General features: G+C 53.5%; 26 protein-coding genes and 1 pseudogene. 10 read left to right on the top strand and 17 right to left on the bottom strand.

The genetic code is table 11. From position 1 onward, the window contains the following. The first annotated feature begins 19 nt into the window (after positions 1-19). From FJ695_RS16610 to FJ695_RS16595, 4 genes are read left to right on the top strand one after another with little or no spacing between them, the layout of a single operon-like run. Positions 20-1,030: an ABC transporter permease gene (locus FJ695_RS16610; protein ID WP_141186486.1), complete on the top strand. Its 1,011-nt coding sequence runs from the start codon at positions 20-22 to the stop codon at positions 1,028-1,030. Continuing rightward, the gene (locus FJ695_RS16605) at positions 1,023-1,874 is read left to right on the top strand and encodes an ABC transporter permease (protein WP_141186485.1); all 852 of its coding nucleotides are present in this window, start codon (positions 1,023-1,025) and stop codon (positions 1,872-1,874) included. The genes FJ695_RS16610 and FJ695_RS16605 overlap by 8 nt, the downstream gene beginning before the upstream one ends. After that, positions 1,871-2,737 carry an ABC transporter ATP-binding protein gene (locus FJ695_RS16600; RefSeq protein WP_141186484.1) on the top strand — a complete coding sequence of 289 codons (867 nt, stop codon included), beginning with the start codon at positions 1,871-1,873 and terminating at the stop codon, positions 2,735-2,737. The genes FJ695_RS16605 and FJ695_RS16600 overlap by 4 nt, the downstream gene beginning before the upstream one ends. Beyond that, positions 2,734-3,537, top strand: coding sequence for a dipeptide/oligopeptide/nickel ABC transporter ATP-binding protein (locus tag FJ695_RS16595; protein ID WP_141186483.1), 804 nt, complete (start codon positions 2,734-2,736; stop codon positions 3,535-3,537). The genes FJ695_RS16600 and FJ695_RS16595 overlap by 4 nt, the downstream gene beginning before the upstream one ends. A 26-nt stretch (positions 3,538-3,563) precedes the next feature. Here FJ695_RS16595 and FJ695_RS16590 read toward each other — a convergent pair whose 3' ends face one another. From FJ695_RS16590 to FJ695_RS16525, 14 genes and pseudogenes are all read right to left on the bottom strand, one after another. Continuing rightward, complete coding sequence (locus FJ695_RS16590; RefSeq protein ID WP_141188770.1) at positions 3,564-4,433, bottom strand: cyclase family protein; 870 nt, start codon at positions 4,431-4,433, stop codon at positions 3,564-3,566. 102 nt (positions 4,434-4,535) lie between these two features. Beyond that, a pseudogene (locus tag FJ695_RS16585) lies at positions 4,536-5,474 on the bottom strand (aminotransferase class V-fold PLP-dependent enzyme); the annotation flags it as partial. A gap of 109 nt (positions 5,475-5,583) precedes the next feature. Next, entirely contained in the window at positions 5,584-6,528 is a 945-nt protein-coding gene (locus FJ695_RS16580; protein WP_141186482.1) for a branched-chain amino acid ABC transporter permease, read from the bottom strand. Then, positions 6,528-7,391 (bottom strand): branched-chain amino acid ABC transporter permease, encoded by an 864-nt coding sequence (locus FJ695_RS16575; RefSeq protein WP_256370127.1) that lies wholly within the window; start codon positions 7,389-7,391, stop codon positions 6,528-6,530. Before FJ695_RS16575 ends, FJ695_RS16580 begins: the two co-directional genes overlap by 1 nt. A gap of 23 nt (positions 7,392-7,414) precedes the next feature. Next, positions 7,415-8,143 carry an ABC transporter ATP-binding protein gene (locus tag FJ695_RS16570; RefSeq protein ID WP_141186480.1) on the bottom strand — a complete coding sequence of 243 codons (729 nt, stop codon included), beginning with the start codon at positions 8,141-8,143 and terminating at the stop codon, positions 7,415-7,417. After that, positions 8,140-8,913 (bottom strand): ABC transporter ATP-binding protein, encoded by a 774-nt coding sequence (locus FJ695_RS16565; RefSeq protein WP_141186479.1) that lies wholly within the window; start codon positions 8,911-8,913, stop codon positions 8,140-8,142. Before FJ695_RS16565 ends, FJ695_RS16570 begins: the two co-directional genes overlap by 4 nt. A gap of 65 nt (positions 8,914-8,978) precedes the next feature. Continuing rightward, positions 8,979-10,181: an ABC transporter substrate-binding protein gene (locus FJ695_RS16560; protein ID WP_168206396.1), complete on the bottom strand. Its 1,203-nt coding sequence runs from the start codon at positions 10,179-10,181 to the stop codon at positions 8,979-8,981. Positions 10,182-10,341: 160 nt separating this feature from the next. Beyond that, positions 10,342-11,439: a cupin domain-containing protein gene (locus FJ695_RS16555; RefSeq protein ID WP_141186477.1), complete on the bottom strand. Its 1,098-nt coding sequence runs from the start codon at positions 11,437-11,439 to the stop codon at positions 10,342-10,344. Positions 11,440-11,548: 109 nt separating this feature from the next. Continuing rightward, positions 11,549-12,367, bottom strand: a complete 819-nt coding sequence (locus FJ695_RS16550) for a GntR family transcriptional regulator (protein ID WP_141186476.1) — start codon at positions 12,365-12,367, stop codon at positions 11,549-11,551. Positions 12,368-12,800: 433 nt separating this feature from the next. Next, positions 12,801-13,523, bottom strand: a complete 723-nt coding sequence (locus FJ695_RS16545; protein WP_141186475.1) for an alpha/beta fold hydrolase — start codon at positions 13,521-13,523, stop codon at positions 12,801-12,803. After that, positions 13,520-15,061 carry a proline/glycine betaine ABC transporter permease gene (locus FJ695_RS16540; protein ID WP_209010686.1) on the bottom strand — a complete coding sequence of 514 codons (1,542 nt, stop codon included), beginning with the start codon at positions 15,059-15,061 and terminating at the stop codon, positions 13,520-13,522. The genes FJ695_RS16545 and FJ695_RS16540 overlap by 4 nt, the downstream gene beginning before the upstream one ends. Then, a complete protein-coding gene (locus FJ695_RS16535) occupies positions 15,058-16,113 on the bottom strand; it encodes a glycine betaine/L-proline ABC transporter ATP-binding protein (protein ID WP_141186474.1) in 1,056 nt (351 codons plus the stop codon). Before FJ695_RS16535 ends, FJ695_RS16540 begins: the two co-directional genes overlap by 4 nt. 96 nt (positions 16,114-16,209) lie before the next feature. After that, the gene (locus FJ695_RS16530; RefSeq protein ID WP_141186473.1) at positions 16,210-17,175 is read right to left on the bottom strand and encodes a glycine betaine ABC transporter substrate-binding protein; all 966 of its coding nucleotides are present in this window, start codon (positions 17,173-17,175) and stop codon (positions 16,210-16,212) included. A 227-nt stretch (positions 17,176-17,402) separates the two neighbouring features. After that, complete coding sequence (locus tag FJ695_RS16525) at positions 17,403-18,482, bottom strand: D-cysteine desulfhydrase (protein WP_141186472.1); 1,080 nt, start codon at positions 18,480-18,482, stop codon at positions 17,403-17,405. Positions 18,483-18,593: 111 nt separating this feature from the next. Here FJ695_RS16525 and FJ695_RS16520 point away from each other — a divergent pair, with 111 nt between their 5' ends. Beyond that, on the top strand, positions 18,594-19,487 hold the full coding sequence (locus tag FJ695_RS16520) for a LysR family transcriptional regulator (RefSeq protein ID WP_141186471.1): 894 nt from the start codon (positions 18,594-18,596) through the stop codon (positions 19,485-19,487). Between the two features lie 61 nt (positions 19,488-19,548). Here the strand turns inward: FJ695_RS16520 and FJ695_RS16515 are convergent, their stop codons facing one another. Next, positions 19,549-19,743 (bottom strand): hypothetical protein, encoded by a 195-nt coding sequence (locus FJ695_RS16515; RefSeq protein WP_141186470.1) that lies wholly within the window; start codon positions 19,741-19,743, stop codon positions 19,549-19,551. Positions 19,744-20,249: 506 nt separating this feature from the next. Between FJ695_RS16515 and FJ695_RS28035 the strand changes: the two genes are divergently transcribed. Continuing rightward, positions 20,250-20,414 carry a hypothetical protein gene (locus tag FJ695_RS28035; RefSeq protein ID WP_168206395.1) on the top strand — a complete coding sequence of 55 codons (165 nt, stop codon included), beginning with the start codon at positions 20,250-20,252 and terminating at the stop codon, positions 20,412-20,414. Positions 20,415-20,606: 192 nt separating this feature from the next. Here the strand turns inward: FJ695_RS28035 and FJ695_RS16510 are convergent, their stop codons facing one another. Then, complete coding sequence (locus FJ695_RS16510) at positions 20,607-21,179, bottom strand: TetR/AcrR family transcriptional regulator (protein ID WP_141186469.1); 573 nt, start codon at positions 21,177-21,179, stop codon at positions 20,607-20,609. Between the two features lie 111 nt (positions 21,180-21,290). Here FJ695_RS16510 and FJ695_RS16505 point away from each other — a divergent pair, with 111 nt between their 5' ends. Beyond that, positions 21,291-22,187 (top strand): DMT family transporter, encoded by an 897-nt coding sequence (locus FJ695_RS16505; RefSeq protein ID WP_141186468.1) that lies wholly within the window; start codon positions 21,291-21,293, stop codon positions 22,185-22,187. 279 nt (positions 22,188-22,466) lie between these two features. Further along, positions 22,467-23,099, top strand: a complete 633-nt coding sequence (locus tag FJ695_RS16500) for a tyrosine-type recombinase/integrase (protein WP_141186467.1) — start codon at positions 22,467-22,469, stop codon at positions 23,097-23,099. 361 nt (positions 23,100-23,460) lie between these two features. Here FJ695_RS16500 and FJ695_RS16495 read toward each other — a convergent pair whose 3' ends face one another. Next, positions 23,461-24,393 carry a LysR family transcriptional regulator gene (locus tag FJ695_RS16495; RefSeq protein WP_141186466.1) on the bottom strand — a complete coding sequence of 311 codons (933 nt, stop codon included), beginning with the start codon at positions 24,391-24,393 and terminating at the stop codon, positions 23,461-23,463. A 140-nt stretch (positions 24,394-24,533) separates the two neighbouring features. On the opposite strand from FJ695_RS16495, the gene FJ695_RS16490 reads away from it, so the two are divergent. Further along, positions 24,534-25,682, top strand: a complete 1,149-nt coding sequence (locus FJ695_RS16490; protein WP_168206394.1) for an L-dopachrome tautomerase-related protein — start codon at positions 24,534-24,536, stop codon at positions 25,680-25,682. A gap of 79 nt (positions 25,683-25,761) precedes the next feature. Beyond that, positions 25,762-26,703 (top strand): TRAP transporter substrate-binding protein DctP, encoded by a 942-nt coding sequence (dctP, locus tag FJ695_RS16485; protein WP_247653667.1) that lies wholly within the window; start codon positions 25,762-25,764, stop codon positions 26,701-26,703. The last annotated feature ends 2 nt before the right edge of the window (positions 26,704-26,705 follow it).

Below are 26,705 nucleotides of genomic sequence, written 5' to 3'. Positions count from 1 at the left end.
CAACAGCGACAGACGTTTCATGCTCATTCTCAGACGTACCTTAAAACGCCTGGCGACCACATTTGTCACCCTGCTCGGGGCCGCCGTGATCGTCTTTTTCGTGATCCGGGTGGTCCCAGGCAATCCGATCGCGATGATGCTGCCGCCGGGAGCCTCCGAAGCAGACATCGATCGTTTGAAGTCTCTTTATGGCCTCGACAAATCCATCGTAGAACAGTTCGTGATCTGGATCGGCGGCGTGGTTCAAGGCGATTTTGGCAATTCCATTTCTTTGCGCCAACCGGTACTCGACCTGGTCTTGGGTCGCCTTCCCGCCACGCTTGAACTCTCGATCATGGCACTAGTAATTGCCGTGTTCATCGGCGGTGTCTTGGCCCTGACAGGAACGCGTTTCCGCCACAGCAAGGTGGAAGCGGCCATTGATGTCACCAATGGCGTAGCTCTCTCCATTCCAGACTTTCTCTGGGGACTGGTGCTTGTTCTACTGTTCGGTGTTTTAGTACCCATCTTCCACATTTCCGGCCGTATATCACCGTCATTGGATTTCGATTTCCTGACGTCTTTCTATTTGTTTGAAAGTGTTCTGCGGCTTCGTTTCGACATATGGGCTGACATTGTCTCACACATGTTCATGCCGGCAGTTGCGCTTGCGATCCCGCTTGCGGCGATCATTGCTCAGCTTTTGAAGCAATCCCTGAAGGAAACCATGCACCTGGATTATGTCACGCTGGCGCGAACCAAAGGGTATGCCGAAAACCACGTCATCACACGCGAGGCGCTGCCCAATGCCATCCTGCCGACCCTAACGCTTGTCGGTGTGCAATTCACGTTCCTAATCGGAGGTACGGTGATCATCGAACGATTGTTTTCCTATGAAGGTCTTGGAAACATGGCCATCGATGCCGTGATCAACCGGGATCTGCCGCTAATTCAGGGGATTGTCATCCTGTTCGCCCTCATTTTCACAGGTGTGAACCTGATCGTAGATCTGGCTTATGCCGTTTTGAATCCGAGGCTGCGACATGGCTGAGGCAAATCGAACTGTTCATAGAGGGTTGGGTGTACGTCTTTGGCTTTCAGGCGGTTGGTTGCTGCTGGTCGCCGCTGTGGCCATTTTTGCTCCTTGGGTAAGCCCGCAAGATCCTTTGGCGCAAGACTTGTTCACCTCTCGGCTCCCCCCCTTCTGGGTTTCAGGATCAGAGCCGGGCTTTCCGCTCGGGTCCGACAGTCTTGGAAGAGATGTCCTATCCCGCGTCATCTATGGCGCCCGGACCGCACTGATCGTAGCAATCACTGCCGGAACGCTGACATGCCTCATTGGCTCCGCAATGGGCCTGCTGGCAGGCTATTATCGCGGCTGGGTGGATCTGGTTGTTTCTCGTTTGATCGAAATCTGGATGGCATTCCCGCCAGTTTTGTTCGCGATCTTGCTGATTGCTGTTTTAGGAACAGGACTTTGGTCGATCGTTATCGCCATTGTCGTGATCGACTGGACACGATTTGCCCGTGTCATAAGGGCTGAAACCATGAACCAGTCGGTGATGGATTATGTCGCGTCGGCACAGGTAGCAGGACGCACACGGATGGGGACATTGCTCGCCGAAATCCTGCCCAATGTGCTGGCAACAATAGTCACCTTGCTCACCTTGGAAATGGGCATCGCTGTCATTGTCGAAGCGATCCTGAGTTTCGTGAACCTGTCGATCTCGACCGATGCACCGACCTGGGGCGGAATGATTTCCGAAGGCCGGATTTCCATTCATCAAGCCTGGTGGGTCTTGGTTGTTCCGCTTGTGGCACTGTTCCTGACAGTGCTCAGTTTCAGTCAATTAGGCGAGGGTCTGAAAGACCGTTTCGATCCGGTGTTGCGATGAGTGCACTTTTAAAGGTTCGCAATCTGACTGCCCGTTTGCGCCATGGGCCGACAATCCTGCGTTCGGTCAGTTTTGATGTCAATGCGGGTGATGTCCGTGGCCTCGTTGGCGAGAGCGGCGCAGGTAAATCAATGATCGGCAAGGCAATTCTTGGAACACTGCCCCGATCCGTCGAGATCAGCAGTGGCGAAATCTGGCTGGACAGCGAAAACCTGCTTGAATTGTCCAATTCCGAACGGCGTAACCGTATTGGAGCCAAGGCGGCGCTGATCCCACAGGATCCGTTAACGGCGCTCAATCCCTCACGCCGTATCGGTCCACAAATCACCGATCGTTTGGTGCAGATCCTGAACTGGAAACGTGCCGATGCCGAGCTCAGGGCACGGGAACTCTTGAGCGAAGTGCATATTCCGGACCCTGAACGGGTCATGAAGTCCTATCCGCATGAGTTGTCCGGCGGCATGCGTCAACGCATCTTGATTGCCTCAGCTTTTGCTGCAGAACCAAAACTTATTATCGCTGATGAACCAACGACCGCTCTGGATGTGGTGGTTCAAAAACAGATTTTAAAACTCATCAAGGAAATGCAAAGCCGCCACAACACTGCGCTTGTTTTTGTCACCCATGATCTGGGTGTGGTTTCCAAAGTTTGCCAAACACTGACCGTCCTATATGCGGGCAAGGTTATTGAAGACACACGCGTTTCTGATTTCTTCAACGGACCTTCCCATCCCTATGCAGCTGCACTTCTGGCAGCAACACCCAAATATACCGACCCCGACAGCAGTCTTATGCCCGTGCCCCAGTCCGTAACCGACGCGACACGCGCTGAAGTCGACGCATTCGATCGAGGTAAGGTATGAGTGATTTGTTGTTTGATATTAATGGCTTGAAATTGTCGCTTCCCGATATGGCTCGAAAACCACTCGTGGGTGCAGCGCCACGCATTGAAATTCTCAAAGGCTTGAGTTTCACCATACCTCGTGGCGAGATATTGGGAATTGTGGGCGGCTCGGGGTCGGGCAAATCAACCTTAGGGCGCACTCTGCTTCGATTGCTGGAGCCAACAAGCGGTAGCATCCACTTTGCGGGCCAGGACATAACGCATTTGAATGAAGACCAATTACGCCCTATTCGCCAGAAATTTCAGATGATTTTCCAAGACCCGATGTCTTCCCTTAATCCCCGTCGAAGGGTTGGTGGTATTATTGCCGGGCCGCTCCGTCTGCACGATATGGACCGGATCAGTGAACGCGTCGACGAAGCTTTGGATCATGTTGGTTTGCCCCGCGATTTCCGCCACCGCTACCCACATGAACTGTCTGGTGGTCAACGCCAACGGGTTGGCATCGCCCGCGCGATCGCGCTCAAACCGGAGTTTATTCTAGCTGACGAAATTGTGTCCGGGTTGGATGTCTCCAGCCAGGCACAGGTTCTCAATCTCCTGGCAGATCTCGTGACCGAGCTTGGGCTGACCCTTGCCTTCATCAGTCACGACCTGTCTGTTATCCGTCGGCTCTGCACCCGGATCATCGTCATGCAGCATGGCGAAATCGTTGAAAACGCCGAAACGGCAGCTCTGTTTGACCACCCGGCCAGCGCGTACTCCAAAGAACTCTTAGCAGCAATCCCACTCCCCGATCCTAACCAGGTTTGGGAGTGAACCGAAATCCATGAGGCATCAAGTGTTCACCCGGTTGGCACCAGCGCCAGAGCCCGAATGGGACTGCCGGTACCACGTTCCAATTTAAGAGGCGCTGCAATCAAGATTGCGCCCTTGGGTGGCAGCTGATCGAGATTGGCCAGACTTGCCAGGCCAAAACAATTATCCCGGTGCAAATGATTATGCGCCGGATATGGCGGTGAAAACTTGCCGGCCATTCCTGCATCCGTGCCGATACACTGACTGCCCCAGCCGACGATGCCTTTGGACAATAGATAATCGATGCACCCAGTTGTCGGTCCAGGACTGTGCGCCCCGTCCTCCAGCGGATCGGGATCTTCGTTCAGGAACTCGTCTTCATCATCCGCCCGCTTATCCCAGTCTGTGCGCATCACGACCCACTCACCAGCACCGATTTCCCCGTGCTCTGCTTCCCAGTCCTTCACCGCTTCCGCAGTCAGCAGAAAATCAGGATCGTCAGCGCATTCCGTCGAACAATCAATAACATTGACCGGCCCTATCAGCCGTTGAACATCTAGAGTATCGGTGTAACCATCAGCATGATCCTTGCCAGACAACCAGTGATGTGGCGCGTCGAAGTGGGTCCCAGAATGTTCGCCCAGTTTCAGCCAGTTCCAGGCAAAGAATGGTCCGTCCAAGTCATATTCACTGATTTTGTGGATCTCGACTTTCGGCGTGTTTTTCGCAAATCCTTCCGGCAGGCGCAGGATCGGTGTGTTCGGTCCAAGAACAGCCGTGCAATCAATCACTTTGATCTCACCGTTCAGGAGTTTTGTACCAAGGCTGCCCAGCACTTCATCGGGATTGAATTTGGGCGTGGACTTCTGATCACTTTCCGGTTGTTTACCGGCAAACCGGACGGACCGGCGTTTCATCACCTGACCAACAATATCGAAGGTTTTCTCAACAGAATCTGCTTCCGTCAGAACTCCGGGTGACAGGCGCATCAATTGATCGCGAAAGTCGACAGAAATGCCTTCAACACCAAGAGCGCCGACGACAGCTCCAGCTTCGGCCTTGTTTGGCATCTGCAGCATGATTGAACCGCCGCGGTTGCTTGCATCGCGGGGGCTTTGCAGCGGCAGGCTCAGATTGTCAGCGTGACCAATGATCATGTCGATTAGTTCGCGATTGTGGCGAACCATCTCTGCCCTGTCTTGTTTTGCGTGCCATTTCAGCGCCGGAAGAGACGCGATGGCCGGAACAGAGGCAGGTGTTCCGCTGTCAAAGCGACGCATGTCGGGCGCGAATGAAAACCGGTCCAGATCCCAGGAAAATGGATTATTTTGAGAAAACCAACCACGAACCTCAGGCTCGAAATCAGGGATCAGATCCTTGTCCATGTAGATCATGCCGGCACCCGACGTCCCGCACATCCATTTAAGGCTGGTGGACACTGCGAAGTCGATTTTAGGTGCCATGACGTCAAATGGGATCAATCCCGCTGCCTGAGTAATATCCACTCCAATCAAGCTGCCCATCTCGCGGCCATGAGCCACGACAGCTTCCAGATTACATCGGAACGACCCGGTTGAGGTCACCCACGTAACCAGGGCCAGCGCAACATCCCTGTCCCAGGCATTGATGAAATCCTCATCAGCAACCCAGGTTTCGCCCACCCGTTTGGGAACAGTGACAAGTGTGTAATCAAAACGTTGCGCCAGTCCGGACAGCAGGAAGTGTACCGACGGAAAGCAATCTGCCGCGACCAGCACTTTCCTACCCTTCAACCGGCTTGGCTGCATGCCGGTCACGATGGAATGCACCCCTTGGGTCACGCTGTCACAAGTCGTCAGAGAGCCTTTCGGCGCATTGATGATTTGGCGCCAGTGATCAATGAAATCCTGACGTTTTCGCAGCACATAGCCCCACTGCTGATCATTGGTCGCCGACCAGACCCGTGCATATTCGCCCATGGCCGCTACGAGATCGTCTTCCTTGCCCGGATACATTCCGATGGAATGGTAGAGGAAATAAGCCTCTGGGATAGAGTTTCTCGTCGCAACACTCATGTGTCGGCCTTTTTTAGTCATAGTGGATCTTTGGAGGTTTCTCCGGCAGCAACCCCGCACGGAACCGCTGCAATACGAATTGCAGCAACAGACCGACAAGCAACATCCGAATGTAGGACGAACGGGTGATCCATTCCGGTGGCAAACTGCTGGTTAGGATTTCCGTTGCTGACCAGATGAACCAGATGACAATAGCGCCGAGGATCGCCCCGCGATTGTTTCCTGATCCGCCGGCCATCAACATGACCCAGACAAGGAAGGTTACCAGCAGTGGCTCGGTCGCAGTTGGGGACAAAAACTTGAAATAATGCGCAGACAAAGCCCCGGCGACACCCATAATCGCGGCACCAATGATGAAGGTCTGTTGGCGGAATTTCTCGACATCCTTGCCTACGGCCTTTGCGGAATATTCGTTGTCACGGATTGCGCGCAGAACACGGCCCCAAGGGCTTTGATAAAGACGTTGCGCGATCACGTAGACGATCGCAACGATGCTCCAAACCACACACAAGAAGACAAAGTCGCCGGCCCGTCCTTGCACCAAATCACCAAAGGGGCGTGGGATCCTCGAAATCCCGAGACTGCCATTTGTCAGCCAATCTTCGTTGACGATCACAAGACGCAGAATCTCTGCAATACCAATCGACGCCATTGCAAGATAATCGCTCTTCAACCGAACGCAGATCCGAGCCACTGCCCACCCTGCCAGTCCGGCGATTATTGCGGCCGCTGCTAGGCCGAACGGGATCGGCAATTCGAATCCGCCAAGATGTTTGTGAGTGGAGGCCGCAGTCACGATGGCCGAACTGTATGCGCCCACCGCGAAGAAACCCGCAATTCCGGCGTTGAACAAACCGCCCATGCCCCACTGAATATTCAGCGCCAGACACAGGATCGCATAGATACCACCGGCAATCAGCAAGCTTACGACATAGAAGAACAGCCCGGTCAGTTCCATCAGAGCAGCCTCCCCTTGAACAGCCCTTGCGGACGGAAGATCAGCAGACCAACCATGAAGAAGAAGGCAATGGCGGTTTTATACGAGGGAGAAATAAAGGGATCTGTCCCTATCCAGGGATAGGTCACCAATTCCTCAGCAAGACCGATGATCAAGCCACCTGCAATGGCGCCCATAGGTCTGCCAATACCGCCCAAGATCGCAGCGGCAAACATTGGCAGCAACAAGTTCCAACCGAGATTAGGGTGCATACTGGTGTCCATTCCGGCAAAAACACCTGCTGTTGCCGCCAGTGACGCGCCTATGATCCATGTCCAGCGGACCACACGCTCGGTATCAAGACCAGCAACTTCCGCCAGCTCCGGCTCATCCGCGACAGCCCGCATCGACCGGCCCATTCGAGAGCGGCTGAGAAACAAATGCAACGCGAAGGCAATCAAGATGGTCAGGACGATCACTTGGGCATGGAGAACGGAAATTCGGAACGTATCAAACAGCACTAAAGGCGGGCGTACACCGGGTATGAAAACCTGATTGCCTGAACTCCAGAACAGTTGAGCCAAAGAGCGGAAAATCAGCGCAACACCGAATGAGGATATCACCGTGTAAATGGTCGGCAACTGGCGCAATGGCCGATAAAAAAACCGGTCAACGGCCAGCGCAGCAACTATGGACAGCGCAATGCCAAATGGCAGCAACAACAAAGGATGCAACGGGATAAACCAGACTGCCGTCAAAACGCCGTAGCCTCCGATGGTCATCAGATCGCCATGGGCAAAATGAGCGAACCTCAAAATACCGAATATCATGGAGATTCCGACTGCGCCCAAGGCATAAATCGACCCAATGGTCAGCCCAGGCACCAGATACAGGTTTATGAAAAAGACTATATCGTTGATGAGTCCATCCCCCCCAAAAAGGAGCGGCGTACGCTCTCATCTGCCAATAGGGCTGCGCCTGTGTCGGACACAAAATTGCGACCATTCACCAACACATGCCCCATGTCGGCAATTCGCAGTGCCTGTTTCGCATTTTGTTCAACCATTAAAATGGTGACACCGTTTTTGCGAATATCAAGCAACAGATCAAAGATCTTTTCCAGGTAAGCTGGTGACAACCCAGCTGTCGGCTCATCGAGCAACAGCAATGAAGGTTCACTCATCAATGCGCGCCCCATAGCAGCCATCTGCCGTTGTCCACCTGAGAGCTCACCCGCAGGTTGGTGTAACTTATCTACTAGATCAGGAAACAGCCCCAAAACTTTGTCACGTATCGCTTTTTTGTCATTAGGCGGTGACGCATATGTGCCAATATCAAGGTTTTCTTCGATCGTAAGCGTTGGAAACACATTCCGGTTCTGGGGAACTGCGGAAATGCCAAGCGGTACCAGGTCGTTGGTCTTAACACCGGTAATGTCCTTGCCCATGAAACGAATGGAACCATCGCTGATCTTTGTCAGAGCAAATATCGTCTTGAGCAGCGTCGATTTTCCAGCTCCATTCGGGCCAATGACAACTGCAATTTCGTGTTGAGCCAAATCAAGATTGATCTCTTCGATTATGGAGGCGCCGCCATATCCAGCTGTAATGCCCGAGACATTGAGCACAGAGGTCATGCCGTCGCCTCATATTTACCGCCGCCAAAGTAGGCTTCGATCACACGCTCATCTTGCCGCACTTCGTCGACTGTACCGCACATCAACAATTCTCCCTGCGCCATGACGACAACGGAGTTACAGAGTTTGGACACGTAATCGAGGTCATGTTCGATGAGGCAGAAGGTCAATCCCTTTGCCCGGTTCAGATAAAGGATCTTTTCCGACAATTTGGCGAGAAGCGTGCGGTTGATACCCGCACCAATTTCATCAAGCAAAATGATGGAGGGTTTGGTCATCAATGCCCGGCCAAGCTCGAGCAATTTCTTTTGGCCCCCGGAAAGATTGCCTGCCAACTCGTCGGCAACATGGTCTATTTCCAGCAGCTCAATCATCTCGCGAGCCTCATGATAGGCCGCACGCTCTTCGCCGCGAAACCGCCCCCGCCTAAACACAACGTTGAAGACGTTTTCGCCGATGGGCATTGCCGCTGAAACCATGAAATTTTCCAAAACCGTCAAACGAGCGAATTCATGCGGCAATTGAAACGTGCGCGCCAAACCAAGTTTTGATCGGGCATGGGGTGCCAGCGCTGTGATATCGGTGTCTTGCAGAAATATCCTGCCGGTGCTCAGTGGCACATGACCGGCAATGGCATTGAACATGGTTGTCTTGCCGGCCCCATTGGGGCCGATTAGACCGGTAATCTGACCATCTTCGATATCAAAACTCAGATTGTTGACTGCCTTTAGCCCGCCAAAGCTGACGGTGGCATGTTCGACACGGATCATTGTCCCCCCTACCCGCTTGCACCACCCGGGAGCCGGGTGATGCATATCGTCAAACCCGTCGTGAGTTATTGCATCACTTCGGTTTGTTTGTAGGAATTTCCGTCAACAACGAATTTGCCGATGTATCCGGACACATCGCCGTTCTTGTCGAAGTCATACGACCCGCCAGCGCCGTCGTAATCAATGTCCTTACCGTCCATCAACAACTTCCGGGCCTTTGCCCATTCACCAGGCCCGACCTTTTCACCTGGGGCCGAAGCGACCGAACGAAGGGCTGCCGCCATGGCTGCGCGATCAGTTGATCCGGCCTTCTGAATCGCCAGCAATGTCAGGAATGTTGCATCATAGGTCTGATCGACAAACGCCTTGTCCGCACCTTCGCCATAAGCGGCGTTGTACAACTCATGCAACGTGCCCTGGTTCGGATTGTCAGCCGGCGATGTTGGCGATGAAAAAAACGATGTTGCCAATGCTTCAGCGCCGATATCGTTGATCAACGCTTCATCGCGCAAACCATCTGTACCGATGAAGTTGGTGAACAAGCCGCCCTCAATCGATTGTTTGACAATCTTGCCGCCTGAATCGCCCGCATAGGCAATGACGACCAACGCACTGCCACCAGCTTGCGAAAGTGTTGCCAGCTCGGAGCGATAGGAGTCTTTCTTTTCTTCATGTTTGACAGCGGACGTTATCTTGCCGCCTGCAGCCTTATAAGCTTCAATGAACGTCTGTCCGATGCCAACACCATAATCATTGTTCACATAGGTGACGGCAACTTCCTTGTTGCCGGCTTCCAGCACCATTTTGGCAAGTACTTCCCCCTGATAATTGTCGGATGGAACGATCCGGTACATCAGGTCATTGTCCTCAATGTCGGTAATCGCTGGCGATGTTGCCGTTGGCGAAATCTGCACAACCCCGGCTGGAATTGCGACCGCTTCAGCTGCTGCGATCGTCGTGCCGGACATAAGCGACCCCATGATGATCGGAACATTCTCAATATTGACCAGCTTGCCCGCGGCATCGACAGCGCCTTGTGCTGACCCGGTGGTATCACCAAATACGGCAATGGCTTTGCCATCAAGCAATCCGCCTTGCTCGTTCGCCTGATTGACGGCCAGATTGGCCGCATTTTGCAATGGCGGAATGAAACTTGCGATCGGCCCTGTGATATCCATCAAGATACCGACTTTTGTGTCATCAGCTAAGGCAACGCCTCCGGTTACGACCAGCGCCACCGCAGCCAACAAGCTTGTTGATTTGCTCATTTCATTCCTCCCTTTTTGGTCAACACCCATCCAGTTTTGCGCGCGACTTGCTGCGTTCAACCGGCAAATGCTCATTAAAATGCGCGGTATTGTTTTTCTCTGCGCATCTAGTTTTCAGGTTATTGTCCCCTCCTCAGAAGCAAAAACCCAAAGTCTCCGTTCAATAATCAATTCCCTCAATTTCCGTTTTGAAAGTGCCTGGCAAACTGACCTCCATCAGCTGCAAGTCTTCTGTCATGTCGCGGTATCTTGTTGCCATATTCGGAGGAACGACAAATGCGTCGCCCGGTGACAGTTGGAACGGATCTTTGCCCTCACCCTCCAAAACCATGCTGCCGGACATGACAAAATTAAAGACGATGTCGCCATTGTGCCGGGTCCATTTAGGATCCCCGCCAACTGGCCGGGCCACCAGAACAGAAGCGACGCCTTTAGTGTTTTCGTTGATCGTTGTGTCGCGTGCTTCAAAACCTGGAATTCGGAACGGCGCGAACACACCTTCCTTGGCAACACTATGTACAAATCTTTGCCCGTTCCATTCCCGGTCCGGCCGAAAGTTCGGCGTAGGCAATTTCATTAGGTGGTCGATTTCGGTGACATGTTCGGCAGGAACCCCAATCTCGACAACTTCAATCCCGTCCGCAGCATGAAGAACCCTATGCCGGATTTCCGGTGGCTGGATAAAACAGTCTCCGGCATGCAAACGGCGAACATCGCCTTGATCTTCATAAAGAACGTCTACCCAGCCCCGGATACAGAAAATGAGCTGAAACCCGACCTTATGGAAATGAACCATATCCGGCACCGGGCCATCGGGAACCCTTATATGAGAGGCAATCATCGCACCGCCCAGGCGAGACGGCACCAGGTCACGATATTCCATACCAGCTCGGCCAATGACCCAAGGCGCTTGGTCTGCCAACCGCCGCACGACAAAAGCGTGTTCGGTTTGGGGCAGCACAAGCGGGGGATTGAGTTCGTCAATCCAGACCTTGATGCCGCCCGGCGATACGAGGTCGCGTACACCATCAGCAATCGCATCCGGATTGCTGGCCATCAGCCCAATTTCACCGGAGGGCCCGGAAGCATCTTCCTGTATCCTGAGGCGGACACCGTGACCGGACAGAACTGCGACCTGCGGATTATCGGCAGGATAGATCGTATCAAGATCTAGACCCAGACGCTGAGTCATAAACGGTAGATCCGCACGCAAATCTGTGCTCGACAATTTCACTTCTGCCCTGATCTCTTCAGCCATTTGCTCCCGCCGCTGCTGTTATTGATTGATAGCCACTTTCTTCCGGTATTTCACTTTGGTTTTTCTTGTTATGCATCTGCGCTTATGCTGATTATTACCACCTCAATAGTCATCTCTGCTCTGCCTCTATATATTCACGACAGAGCTCCTGAAGCATTTCGTACGGACCCAAAATGTCGGTTTTGAGTGCAGCAGCTGCGGCACTCTCATCCCCGGCTTTCAGCGCGGTCATCAACATCTTGTGTCCCGGCCCGACTTCCAGATTGGAGTTCGGCCCGACCTGCTTCACCAGATCGTCTGTCAACAACCGCATGTAAGGCCCATGACGTAACCACAAGTTCTCGATGATCTGCATCATGATCGGTGATCCGGCCAAAGCGTAAATTTCGAAATGCAGCTGCTGATTGAGCTCAAGCATCCGATAAACTTCGTTGTTCTGGCGGCACTCTTCATGTGCCTCGGCAATGGCAGTCAGTCTTGAAAGCGAGGCCGTGTCGATTTTGCCAGCTGCCAAAGCCGCTGCATGGCTCTCGATGTGCAAACGGTTGGTGCAGATATCGCTTAGCCGTTCGATAGAGACCAAAGGCACCCGCGCGGAGCCATTTTGCGCTACTTCCAGCGCCTCCACTGCGCTCAGCCGCCGCAACGCTTCGCGGACAGGCATATGGCTGACACCGAACTGTTTCGACAGAAGGTCTATCGTCAGCGTTTGCCCAGGCATGAACTGGCCAGACATCAACGCATTTCGGATTTGTAAGTAAACACGATCTGCCAGGGTGACGCGAGAACCAGCAAGGCGGAGAACAGGCGTCCCGTCAGGGGCACCCTCGGCCAATGTTTTGCGCTCGCCTGGCGTCACCATCTCTTCAGATCCGATCCCTGCAGATGCCCCAGCTTTTCCGGGGGCACCCCACCAATCATTTGTCAATCACCGGAAAACCAGGACTAATCAGCCCAAACTATTGCCGGAACTTGCATATTATGCGCCATGATATTTTGATCAAATGCGCAAATCAAGGGCAATTTATATGGGACGAGCATCGGCAAGCAAATTGTTGGCATTAATTTTTTTTGAAAAAGCAGTTCTTTTGCGCATGCTGTTGATGCCGTGAAAGAAGCTATCCGAACTGCGTTTTTAACGAGAGCATGAAAAGCCGCCGCTAATTGCACCCCGACGAATTTGCAAATGGGACGCCATCGAGACCTCCGCCACATCTGGTTAAAATGACAGCTTGGGGCCGAAAGTGCCGATGTTGGAAGAATTGGCCATGGTTCCAAAGGGCGGGGAGCAGACTTACGCTGCAGTTTGAACCGTTATCCGAATAAGCATCGAAGGCATGGCATCTATTCATAAAGTCGCTTCAGCGAGTATCTAAAAACCGAGCCACAAACTGGTTAAACAACCCAGGTTCTTCCATGTGCACAGCGTGGGAACAACCCGGCACAACAGCCAGATGGCTATTGGGGATGGATGACCAAAGGGTTTCCACTTGTGGCCAAAGGTAGGCCCGGTCCTTGTCCCCCCACAAGATCAGCGTTTCCGCTCGGATCGCATCAAGGGCGTCCCGTCCTGACCAATCCCGCATAGCCTCCAGCCCGGCTAGGATCGCTTCAAGGCTGCTCTGTTCGGCGATCGCGGAACAGGCCGGATATTCCCTCGCACTTTCACAGTCTAAAAACCAAGTGGCTGAGATCCGCTTTGCCGTGGCTTGCGGACCATCTTCAACTGCCCGCTTCATGGAGGTTTCTATAGGCTCAAACCGGCCGGGCATGACCCCAAGGGGGCCGGTGCCGTAAAGCACCAGCCGGTTGACACGTTCCGGCGCACGTTTGACCATTTCCTGAACAATCATACCGCCCATGGAATGACCGAGCAGGTGGAAATCCTCAATGCCTTGCCCAGTAAGGTACTTAAGGACCCAATCCGCAAACCCGCCGATCGAATTGATCGGAGTAAGATCTGCATTGTTACCAAAACCTGGAAGATCCACTGGGATCAGCGGCGCAGTGGCAGCAAGCGGTGATTGCAATTCCCATTGCCCGCTGCCTCCCATGAAACCGTGCACCAGTACCAATGGGATCATCTGCGGCCGCCCTGAACAATCCGGTCCAGGATCATAGCGCAAAACAGGATGGAAAATCCTGCGAGAATCCCCTGCCCAACATTGGCATACTGAAGGGCTTCCAGAACGTCTTCGCCAAGGCCCTTGGCTCCAATCAAGGACGCAACCACGACCATTGCAAGCGAGAGCATGATTGTCTGGTTGATGCCGGCCCGAATGGAGGGACTGGCCAGCGGCAAATCGACCTTAGTCAACAGGTACCATTTGTTCGCGCCAAAGGCGATTGCTGCCTCACGCACGCTTTCCGGAACACCGCGCAAACCCAGAACCGTCAGGCGAACAACCGGTGTGCCGCCGAAGATCATGGTCGTGACCACCGCTGCGGGCTTGCCGGTGCCGAAGAAGGCAATAACCGGGATCATGAAGACAAAGGCCGGCATGGTTTGCATGAAATCCATGATAGGCTGAATGACCGCATAAAAGCGTGGGCGTCTTGCAGCGAACATTCCGAGCGGGATGCCGATGACAATCGATAGACAAGCAGCCGTGCCCAGAAGCGCCAATGTTGTCATGGCTTTGTCCCAGAAACCAAGCAGTCCCATGTAGGCCAAAAACGCTCCAGACCAGACTGCCGTGCGCACGCCAGCTGTGAGCCAGGTCAGTAAGATGATCAAGCTGGCAACCACGATCCACGGGGTGCTAACGAAGACCAGCTCTAGGGCATCGAGCAAAAGCCGGATACCGTAGGTTATGGCATCAAAAAGAGCTTCCCCGTTGGCAACACAATACGCAAAGAAGGCTTCAACTGCATCAATACTGAAAAGCCGGAACTCGGGATCAGTCGGAAAGGCTGTCAGCAAAGAAAAACGGCCAGGAAAACTGTAGTGCAGCAAAGAAGCAAGTACGATCAAAACCATGAAAACGGCACTGAAAACAATTTGGGACACCGGCATTCCGGACCGGATGGTTTTGTCGGAAAGCCACTCGGTGAAGCGATGTTCCAGAGCCCAATTGGCCGTCACAGCCTGGATTATCTTTGCCAGCACAAGGACGGCAAGACCAGACAGTGCGATCCATATGCCCTGGTCGGCTAAAGCCTGGGCTTCCAGCTGGATGCCGCCGATATTGGCCTCTAGCGACTCCACAGTACGCCGGTAGACGTCGGCTTTATCGGAACCGCTTTCAACTGCGGCGGCCAGCTGTTGGCGTCGAAGGTCCAAAGTTCCTTCTATGGAGGCAATCCGTGCCATCGCATCGGCTGCCAGATCTCCAAACAAACCGCGGGCAATCTGGACGATCGCGAAGGTCTCAATGATCAGGAAAGGTAGGGCCCATGACCATAGCCCTCTCGCTCCGAACCAGATGGGACCAAAAAGACCAGCCATCATGTTGAAGGTCGCAGTGAATCGAGAGCTGGCGCCGATGTGATCGAAGTTGGAGATGTAATAGCCTGGGTTCGTGCGGACGAAGGCTTTGATGTTCTTTTTGCGTTCGTCGGAATAGGCTTGCGCGGCTTCTACTTCAGCGTCTGAAAGTGACATGTTGACCTGATCCATCATGATACCTCAGTGCCTTCGATGACCGTTCTCAGAATATTCGGACGCGTTATCACTCCGACTTCAGTACCGGCATCTTCAACGATGATGGCATCATCGGTATTGATTGCCATATTGATGAGGTTGCTGAGGGTTTCGCTTTCATCAACACGCGGGGCATTGACGGACAGCGGTCCGTTACTGGCGGTATACTCGCCAAGCGGCTGCATGACGGCATGAGCGCGGACGACTTTCAGCCGCGAGATGCCGGCAACAAAATCTGCAACATAATCGTCTGCCGGATGCATGACGATGTCTTCAGCCGTTCCAACCTGGACAATCCGGCCATCCCGCATGATGGCAATGCGATCACCAATCCGGACAGCTTCATCCAGATCATGTGTGATGAAGACCGTTGTCTTCTTCAAGATCTTGCTGAGACGAATGAACTCATCTTGCAATTGCCGCCTGATTAGCGGGTCTAGAGCGCTGAAAGGCTCGTCCATCAGCAGAACGTCTGGATCGGCTGCCAGGGCGCGGGCCAGACCAACTCGTTGTTGCATACCGCCGGATAATTCATGGGCGTATTTTGATCCCCAAGCACCAAGCTCCACGATGTCCAGATAGGCCGCAGCCTGGCGCATACGCTCATTTTTCGGGACTTCCCGAATTTCCAGAGGCATGGCCACATTGTCTAGAACAGACCGGTGCGGCATCAACGCAAAGTTTTGAAACACCATGCCGATCTTCTGGTTTCTGAAGGACTGCAATTCGTGGCGGCCAAGAGCCATGACATCGGTTCCTTCAATGGAAATCCGGCCAAAGGTGGGCTCGAGAAGACGGTTGAAATGGCGCACCAATGTCGACTTTCCGCTGCCCGAAAGCCCCATGATGCAGAAGATTTCTCCGCGGTTGATGGACAGGCTGACATCTGCGACCCCCACCACAGCGTTATACTTTTCCAGAACTTCAGCTTTCGAAAGACCGTCCTCTCGAACAGCCTTTAAGGCAGCGTCCGGGTCAGTCCCGAATATTTTCCAAATGTTGGAAAGTTCAATGACCTCGTCATCATTCATTGTGTGACACCCCGAGATTACCAACCGCCGGCCGGCTTAGAATTGATGCGGCACCAGCCATGCTGATGCCACTCTATGCTGATAGGTATTTGGTCTTTAGAGGCCCAGCCAGGAGTCGACCCGATCCGAATTCGCCTCAACCCATTCACGGGCAACCTCAGACGGATCACGTCCATTTCCGCTGATTTCGAAGGCAAATCCGCTGACATCATCCGCTGTCAGAGAAAAATTGGAGAAGAATTCCGCAATTGCCGGTGACCGCTCTGGCAAAGAGTTGGACCAGGCTATCTGAACTTCCTTGAGCGCGTCCTTGGTTGCAACTGAGGATTTTTCAAACCAATCCGCATCGTCAGACGGCTGAACCATGATGTATTTCTCTGGATCAAAGGTTGGTTCCGTCAGCATCTTGACGTCAAACATGTACCAGATCGCATGTGGCTTGTAGCAATAGAATGCGTAGCCTTCGCCCTTGGCGATACTGTCTTTCACCCGGGCAGTCTTAACGCTTTCTTCAGCGCGGATTGGCTCGATGAAATCCATCAGGCCGTAGTCGCGAACCTTAACTTCATTGACGTTGGCCGATGCCCACCCCGGAGCCCCGATCCACATCTCGCCTTTGCCGTTACCGTCACTGTCCATCTTTGCCGCCACATCTGGCCGTCCGAGGTCAGCAATATCGGTGATGTTGTTGGCCTCGCCAAAATTCTTGGAGACGCAGAAGCCCTGGTTGCCTTCATAAGGATTGGACGAAAGGGTCACTGTGCCTGCGCCATCAACATATTTCTTGGTAAAGCTTTGCTGGTTTGGGAGCCACACATCAGGATGGACATCAATGTCGCCTTTGCCCTGGTCCATGGCCTGAAAAATGGTGGCGTTGTTGCCCGGAACAAGCTCCGCTTTTCCGCCAATACGCATTTCGACAACGGCTGCCAAAAGATGGGCTATCGCCTGTGCGCCGGTCCAAGATGGCACACCGATTTTAACTTCTTCCGCAGCGTTGGCTGGCAGCGCCAGAACGCTCATCGCTGTTGCCGCAAATAGGCATTTCAAGTTCAGTTTCATTCTTAACTCCTCTGGTAGGTCATGCCGGTTTTCCGGCTTATGTTTTTGGGTTCTCCCGAATTTCAGAACGATTTCTGGTAGATGAACGGGTCCTGATTAGCAGTTGTTCTCGTTACCCTGGGTGGTGTTAGAACTTCAGCTCGGTTGTGTTGCCAGGCTGGCGGCTGTGCTCTTAGTCGGTTTTTTTGGTTGCGCTGCCGCTCGTTACTTGGTCGTCGAATTACCACTCAAAAGCCGAAAAGATCCGGATAACCAAACAGAGCCGCGCTGCCGCCGGTGTGCAGGAAGACAATGTTTTTCTGTTCGGAAAATGCACCTTTACGGATCAAATCGATCATGCCGTCGAGGCCCTTACCGGAGTAAACCGGGTCGAAGAGCAATCCTTCCGTTCTGGCCAGCAGCTTAAGCGCTTCGCACATACCGTCTGTCGGCAGGCCATATCCCGGCCCCACATAATTGCAATTGGCTTTCACTGAAGAACGATCAATCAGCAAGCCGGTGCCCAGCAATTCCGCTGTTTTTTCGGCAAGATCGAAGACCATCTGCTCTTGTTTTTCTTGCTGAGCACGGACGCCAATACCTAGGAGATCAATGTCGCTCTTGATGGCGGCTAATCCGGCCACCAACCCTGCTTGAGTACCTGAGCTTCCAGTCGCATGAATAAGACAGTCGATTTTCAAGCCAATTTCGCCAGCCTGTTCGCTCAGTTCGCGGGCGCAATTGACATAACCAAGAGCACCGATGGCATTCGAGCCCCCACCTGGAATAATGTATGGTGTGGCACCGTTCTTGCGGAGAGTTTCGGCGAGGGCGTCCATCTCAGCGTTCATATCCGCACCGCCCGGGCGCTTATCTACGGCAGCTCCGTGTAAAAGATCCAGCAACACATTGCCGTTGGAATTGTATTGCCGGTCGTTAGAACCGGTTCTGTCTTCCAGCAGAATGTGACACTTGAGGCCGAGCTTGGCAGCCGCTGCGGCTGTTTGCCGAGCGTGATTGGACTGTGTTGCGCCTTGCGTGATGACCGTGTCGGCCCCGTTTGCGAGGGCATCAGCCATCAGATACTCAAGTTTGCGCGTTTTGTTGCCGCCGGAGGACAGGCCGGTGCAATCATCTCTCTTAACCCATATGCGCGGTCCACCAAGCTGTTCACTGAGCCGGTCAAGCGGCTCCAATGGCGTCGGCAAGTGCCCGAAACGAATGCGTGGAAACTTTGACAATATAATGGACAATTCTTTGCACAAGCGCACATCCGCTGCGGGTGTTTCCCGCCCTGAAGCGACTTCGATGTTATTCGGCAAACTCACGGAAACATTCCTCCAGGCAAATTTTTTCTTATGATGAGTTGCTATTTGAGAGAAATAAAATGCATAAACGACTGCCTACCCATACAAAATGTATGCCTAATTGAGGATTGAATGGACTTACGCTGGTTTGAGGATGTTCTTGTTCTCCTAGAGGAACAGAACCTTACGCGGGCAGCGGCCCGGCGGAACATTACGCAGCCCGCCTTTTCCCGGCGCATAAGATCCTTTGAAGATTGGCTAGGGACACCTTTGTTGGAGAGAAAAGCCAACAGCGTTGAAATCCACCCGGCGCTTCTGGACAACGAAGAGGAAATAAAATCCATCGTCAAAAGGGCTGGGGAACTTCGAAATCGTGTCCGGACCTATTCTCCAGAACGCGTGCAGGTAACAATTACGACACAACATTCGCTGCTGTTTTCCGCTTTCCCTGACATTGCTGCCTTAACCCGGGAGAAGGCTCCGCAGGTAAATTTCCGCCTGAAGGCCGGCAACCGGACAGACTGTATATCGATGTTTTTGCGCGGTGAGGCTTCGGTGCTGTTGTGTTACGAAGCAGAAAATTCGGCACCTTTGCCCTTTGACATTACTGTTCAACGCAATGAATGGGGCAAAGACCGTCTGATACCTGTCATTGGCGGAAGGCTGCGATACACCGTGTTGGCGGATGGATGTTTGCCGGAAGATACGCCCGCAGTTGCCTATCCTGAAAACAGTCATTTCGGTGAGCTTCTAAACCAGAACGGCAGCCAGTTCGGGACGGCCAACAGCGCTCAGAATCCGGTTTATGTCACAGCATTTTCCGCCGGGATCAAAGAACTTGTATCAAGTGGTCTCGGCGTTTCCTGGCTTCCCATGAGCATGGTTCATCGGGAGCTGGAAAGCGGCAAAATGATAAATCTCAGTTCGAACTACGGTAGTATCCCACTTTCAATCATTTTCTACACTACGTCCAAAAACAACACCTCAAAACACCTGCAAGAGCTGTGGTCTTTGACGGATCCTTAAGTACTTCGATGAAGATCACAGTCAGCATGCACTTCCCAGTCTTGTCTGCACGCCGGACCTCTCAATAAAGGGCGTTCAGGTTCCAAGCATGGTGCCGCAAGGCAGTGGATTTGCCCATGCCCGGCTTGGAACTGATGAGCACCGGGTATTGCGAGACTTCCTTGGCAACATCCATAGCTTTTCTGACTTCACGGCTCGCCGAGATATCAACAAACCGAAAGGCACCCACTTCCCGCTCTATCAATGCTTCGCTCATCAAGTCCTCCCGATTGTGCGAATGAAGACATCTCGAACTTCAGCGATCTCACGATGGTGGAGTTCGTATTCTCTCACAGAACGATGCACGGGACGAGTAGCCTGCTGGTGCTGAAGCTCCTGTGTGACGCTGATTGTGCCTCTTGGCAAATTTGGAACCGGTTCAGAAACACGATTTATGGAAACCAAAGTAAACTTGGCAGACTGAGGCCAGTTAACTGCGGCCAGAAGTATAGCTTCCAATGCCATTCAATTCTGACAACTGCATCAGATTATTATGTACTTGTCAGAATTAATTGGCACTGGCCGCAATTAATCGGCACCAGAGAGTTTTAGCCGGGATTATCCGGGAATATGTGGGATTACGCGGTTTTGAGTTTTCAGGAGCAGCGGGACCATACTCCGCGTATAGGTGGTTCCAGACCCTCTCCCGTTTCCAAAACTCCCGAAACATCAGGTTTTGCGCATCTAAGGTTCTGGCTTCATAAAATTGCTTGAAAGCAATTGATGGTGCTTCGAAATGACCTCTCCCTAAAAACCACGGCCCTGCTGGTCCAGAAATGGGGCGACGACTACCTGCCGTTTTTCATGCGCCTCGAAACCGAGCTTGCACAGCTCGAGGCCGAAGAAGCCGCCCGCACGCGGGTGCAAAAAGTGCTGCAAGACGGGTGATCACCCTGGCTGTGTTTTTTTGCGCTGATGCGGCTCGAAACCAATCTCACTTGGGGCATTGAGGTATGTCAGGGCAATGGCGGAATGGGCGGACAGCAGACGTTCGCTGTACTCTGCACATTAGTCCGCGGAGCGGACGCAATGGTCTTTCAAAGTCAGATCCCGAACATCGGGTATCGCTTCATTTAAGCTCTACCGCGACAACGGTCGCACCAAATGGACGAGTTGATCAATCGTCTCGGTCAGATGGTGTGGGTTTCCAGTGGCGCGCGAGACCATCATGGCTCCTTCCATGCTGGACACAAACGTCCTCGCGAATGCGATTGGATCAAGGTCGGGTCTGATCTCGCCATTTTTCTGTCCTGTTTGGAGGACCGCACTTAGCCATTCATGATGCCCCAGAAAGAACCGTTCGACTTCGGCTTTGACCGACGGCGGGAGCGACGCGGCATCCGTTGCGAGAACACCGCCCAGACAGACACTTCCAGTGTCTTTGAACATGGCAACAAACAGGTTGCCGTAGGCGGTGAGGAGCGCGGTTGCATCGGGTGCGGACAAATCCGCCAAAGCCCTTAAGCACCACTCCCGGTAATCCTTTGCGACGGCCTCGGCCAAATCCGCCTTGGTCGGGAAATGGTAATGAATGCTCGCGCTCTTGATGCCTACGCCGGCGGCAACGTCGCGGAAACTAAACCCATTATAACCCCGCTCCATCATAACTCTGCGGGTTACGAGCAGTATTTCGGAGGCTTTTTCGTTTCCCATCAATCCGTCAGCCCAATACTTCTATCAAGTACTTGATAGGGGCTTGATCGGTGCAGGGTCAAGCGCCTATGAATTTGCCTATCAAGTACTTGATAGGTTATCTGAGTGTCGATGGAACGATCAACTATCGAAACGTTCGCGATGGTGTCAGTCGCAGCGGCAGGTGTTGCATGGGGCATTTTCTGGATCCCATTGAGAGCGCTGGATGATGCAGGTGTCGTCGGAGCGTGGGCCGTTGTCGTCTTCTACGTGCTGCCCACGCTTCTGCTCTTGCCCATCATTTTCCTTCGCCGTCGTCAAATCCTGGACGGTGGCTGGCCTTTGCAAGTTGCTGGAATACTCGCGGGTGTCGCACTCGTTTGCTATGCCGGAGCTCTCATCTTCACCGAGGTGGTCCGAGCAACGCTGTTTTTCTATCTGACACCGATCTGGAGCACATTGTTGGCGTGGATCGTGCTAAGGGAGCCCGTTACAATGCCCCGTTGGGCAACCATCGGCTTGGGGGTGCTGGGGCTCTTGATCATCGTGAGAGCCGACGCAGAGATCGGCGGTGGTCTTAGCTCTGGCGACTGGATGGCGATTGCTGGGGGGCTCATCTGGGCCGTCGCAGCGGTGGTCATGAAATCAGACCAGGACGGTAGCGGGATTGACTTCACGCTGTCCTATTTTGCCTGGGGAAGTGTCGCTTCGCTCCTTTTGCTTGTCGTCCCGTTGGAGGGCGCTGGGCCAATGCCGGATTGGGAAACGATGCGAAGCGTTTTGCTTTGGATGGTCCCGGTGGCACTCCTTTTGGTTATTCCTCCCGCATTCGCGATAATGTGGGGCGCGACGGTTCTTAGCCCCGGTCTGATCGCGATCCTGTTCATGACGGAAATCAGTGCTGCCGCGATCACGGCTGCACTCTGGGCAGGCGAACCATTTGGATTGAGGGAGTTGTCAGGGGTGATCTTGATTTCTGCTGCCGGAATCTTTGAGCCGGTCTTAAACTGGCACCGCCAAAGAACCTGATTCATCAGACATCCGAGTAAACCGCAGCGACCCTGTGGTGAGAGCCCGTTTCGGTCCTTTGCTACGCTTTGCACCAATGTCGGCTCCGGGCCGGATTCGACGACAGTCTCTCAGGGCGGGAAGCGGCCATTCGCTGCGGTTGTAACGAACGACCACACAGGGCCGGTTCCAACAAGTCACGTTCGGGCCGTTTTTAATGTCTGGTGGCGCATTTTTGTATGCTTGAGCGTTCAAATGTCTTGAACGTTGAGGCGGGATGGAGCGGTCAGGGAGACTGCTATGTCCTGTTCAAATCTACCCATGATTATTCCGGCCCGGAAGACGTGGAACAAAGGCCGACTGTTAGGTCAGAAACGTCCGCTGCTGCCAAAACACGTTTGGGCCATTCGAGTACGATTGGAGTTAGCAGGAGCCGTTCGCGATTTGGCGCTCTTTAATCTCGCCATCGACAGCAAGCTGAGAGGCTGCGACCTAGTGTGTCTCCGGGTTGCGGATGTCTTCGCTGCAGGCGCTGTCAAAGAACGGGTGTCGATTGTTCAACGAAAAACGAAGACACCTGTCCGGTTTGAAATCTGTGATGGGACCCGGAAAACCCTCCTGCAGTGGATCTCTCATCCAATGATGATCGGTAATGAGTATCTATGGCCCGGCCGATTTCATGACCGTCTCCATATCTCGACTCGGCAATATGCGCGTCTCTTAAAACACTGGGTGAAATCGATCGGATTGGAACCCAGTGCTTATGGCACCCATTCCATGCGCCGGACCAAAGTTGCACAAATCTATAAAAAGACAGGCAACTTGCGGGCAGTCCAATTACTTCTTGGCCATAAGAAGATGGACAGTACGGTTCGCTACCTCGGCGTTGATCTGGAAGACGCACTGTCGATCTCGGAGAGTGTCGAGATCTAACTACTAGGGCCGGCGTAGGTCGGCCCCAACCTAATGTGCATCGAAACAGAAAGGGCCGTTCAGAGGCAAAATCGGCCCATAGCCGCCATAGGAAGTGGCCTCAATGAACGGCAGCTTCGCGCCGCCAAGTCGGATATTTGACGGTTGTTGACTTGATCCTGAAAGCTGACATTGGTTGCTATGCGTAGGAAAACCTGACGTGAGGGCGAAGTCGACCTTCAGCTACGCGTAGAAGCCGTTTGGATGAAGGCGCAGATAGCGGCACATAGCCCTGACCAAAGGATGTGCGATGCTCGACCATGAAGTCATCAAAAACATCTAGGCGCTATTCATGTTTGAAAATGGCTCTTCGCGATATCTCTTACAGAGCTCGTGCTGCCTCAGGTTGGGTAAACGCTAAATCAAGTTGTGAGCGAAACCAGCGTTCCGCTGGATCCTGATCGACAGCTGCTCTCCAACTCATCGAGTTTGTTATGGCCGGTATCTGCACGGGACAAGGATCACAGGCAAGCCCACCGAGATCTGCAAGCGCATGCCCGATAAAATCCGGAACTGTGGATACTAGGTCAGTCCCTTTAAGCGCCGGCAAAAGCAAAGCGAAGGACGTTACACCTAGGACAACGCGGCGTGTCATGTTTTGCGCGGCCAAACTTTCATCGACAAATCCGGTGAGGTCGCCGGCCGGGGTAACCAAAGCATGAGGACGATTTACGAAATCATCTAAGGACTTAATCACAGGCTGTGTTGGGTCGCGTAGCACTACCCAAGGCGATCGCAAGACAGCACGCATTTTCGACGTCGCAGAGGGATCATCGCGCATATAGGCCAGCGCTGTCGTTATTTCGCCCGCAGCGAGGAGCCCTGGTAGCATGCGATAGTCACCAATCCTGATCACCAGGTCGCAATTCGGCGCATCCCGCCTCAGGATATTAGTTAGCTTCGGCAGTGTTGTAAGTGCCACCGCATCGGTGCAGCCGAGGCGAAAGATGTGCGTGTCAGTTGCAGGATCAAATGGCGAAAGGGCTCCAATGGCCGCGATGAGCCCATCGAGATGAGGTCGGCACGCCTCGGCCAATTCCAAAGCACGTGGCGTTGCTTCGAGCTCGCGCCCATGGCGAACAAGGAGCTCATCGCCAACCGCATGCCTTAACTTCTTTAAGGTCCCAGATACGGTGGACTGAGCCAGGCCCAGGCGTTTTGCGGCGGTAGTGGTCGAGCGCTCTTCGACCAAAACCACCAATGCATGAAGCAGATTGAGATCGAGCGCGCCCAGGTCCGTTCGAGTGAATGGCATCGTGGGCCTCCCTTTTTTGGACAGACTACAGACCGATCTCCAAATTTATAAATCACATTACCGATTTCAGAAATCATAACTATCGATTTCGTGATTTGGCGGAATGTCTTCATTCTCGGCAAGTCATTCGGAGCGAAAACATGAAACAAACGATACTTACAATTGCTGCAATCCTGACGGCAAGTCCGGTGCTTGCCGAACCCGTCGCCCTGCACAAATGGACTACCCTAAAGTGGGCAGAGGACGCGCCTTCTGCGCCCGCAGATATTGGAACCCGTGCGCCCCTGGCCGGTGTCGAAGGCGGGCCCGACGGCACTATTTTTGTCTCAGTCCCACGATGGATTGACGCGCAAGTGCCCGCGACAATCAACCGGGTAGATGCTGACGGTTTGCTGCACCCTTGGCCGAATGCGGCTACGCACAATCTTTCGGATCCAAAAGCAATCCGCAACGGATTGGGCGGTTTCATTGACAGCCAGGGACGTTACTGGATCCTCGATCTTGGCTGGGTTGCGGGGGAGGATGCCGCGCCGGAGGGCGGCCAAAAGCTACTCGCCTACGATGTCAAGACAGGGAAAGAACTGGTCCGGTATGAAATCGGCCCAGACGTTGCAAACCCCGCCACGTCATTCCTGAACGACCTGCATGTTGACGAGCAGACCGGCACTATCTTCATAACAGATAGCGGCAACCGTGGAGGTTCCCCCGTTCCTGCCGGGCTGATCGTTTACGATATCGAGACAAACACGGCCCGCAGAGTGCTTCACAATCATCCGTCAGTCCAGGACGATCCGGACCGGAGGCTTGTTGTGGATGGCGTTGAGGTTTTTCCTGATCAGCGGCTCGCGGTTGGCACAAACGGGATAACACGCGCTGGAGACCGCATCTGGTGGTCGATCACAACCGGGGATGCGCTTTATTCTGTTCCGGAGGCTCTTCTACGTGACCCGAATGTAACGGAGATTGAACTGGCTGCGGCCGTTGAGGGGCCGTTGCGGATCGGCGGAGGTTCCGACGGCCTGGCCGCGGATGAAAAAGGCCGGCTTTGGATTACCAATCTCGCTCTCAACCGGGTTGAAGTATTAGAGCCCGGTGCAGATGAAACCGGCATCCTGTTTGAAGGCGGCGATTTCGTTTGGCCCGACAGCCTGGCCTCGGATTTTGCAGGCGGAATTCTGCTCAGCACCAATCGGCTTAATTCCGCGTTCACGGGCAAACTTGCCTACGATGGCGATGACGCGAACTTCGCAATCTGGCGCATTCCTGCCGACCTGGCACCGACGCGCTAACAAACTAAGGGCCGCTTCTTAGCGGCCCATCCAGCAATCAAATCCGAAAAACATCTTAATAGATATGGGAGGAAACACCATGTTCCGATTTGCTATACTTGCCCTTTTCTTGGCCAGCTCTGCGAATGCTCAAGAGCGCATCACCATCACTCACCCATCTCCTGAATCGTCGCATTTCGGTGCCGCCGCCAAAGCATTTGAAGCCTTTGTCGAGGCAGAAACGGGCGGGCGCTACGATGTAGTGTTACAGCGGCTGGATAACGAACGAGAAGCACTTGAAACCGTGCAGCTTGGCGCGCAGGAGTTTGGGATCACGACAACCGGTCCGGCTGGAAACTTTGTGCCCGAAGTGCGGGTTTTTGATATTCCGTTCCTTTTCCGAGATCGTGCACACGCCCATGCAGTCCTTGATGGTCAAGTTGGACAAGACGTGCTCGCCCATTTCTCCAAAGCTGGTTTGATCGGTCTTGCTTGGGGCGAAAATGGCTTCCGGCATCTGACCACAGGTGCCGCGGCGGTCAGCTCACCTGCAGATCTGGAAGGGTTGAAAATCCGCACGATGGAGAACCCGCTTCATATCGCGGCATGGCGGTCCGTCGGGGTGTTGCCGACACCCATTTCATTCAGCGAGCTGCCAACTGCACTTCAGCAAGGCACTGTGGACGGTCAAGAGAATCCTATCCCTGTGATCCTTTCCAACAACTTTGATCAGTTGCAAGGAAATCTCTATCTGACCGGCCATGTGTATTCTCCAGCCATCGTCACTGGCTTCCCAGGCTTTTTGGAGGGGCTATCGGATGAAGATCGCGCGATTTTTGAAGAAGCCGCACGTGTGGCAGCCGCCGCAAATCGTGAACGCGTAACTGCAGACGAAGCAGCCGGGATCGATGAATTGGTCGGTCGCGGCATGAATGTCGTGCAAGTCAACAGCGCCGACTATCAAGCCGCAATGGCCAGTGCCATGGCTGAGTTCGAAACTCAGTTTGGCGCCGAGACCTTGGCCACGATCGCAGCGCAATAACG

Source organism: Labrenzia sp. PHM005 (assembly GCF_006517275.1).
Taxonomy (GTDB): Bacteria; Pseudomonadota; Alphaproteobacteria; order Rhizobiales; family Stappiaceae; genus Roseibium.
This window is presented reverse-complemented; position numbering and strand designations above follow the sequence as displayed.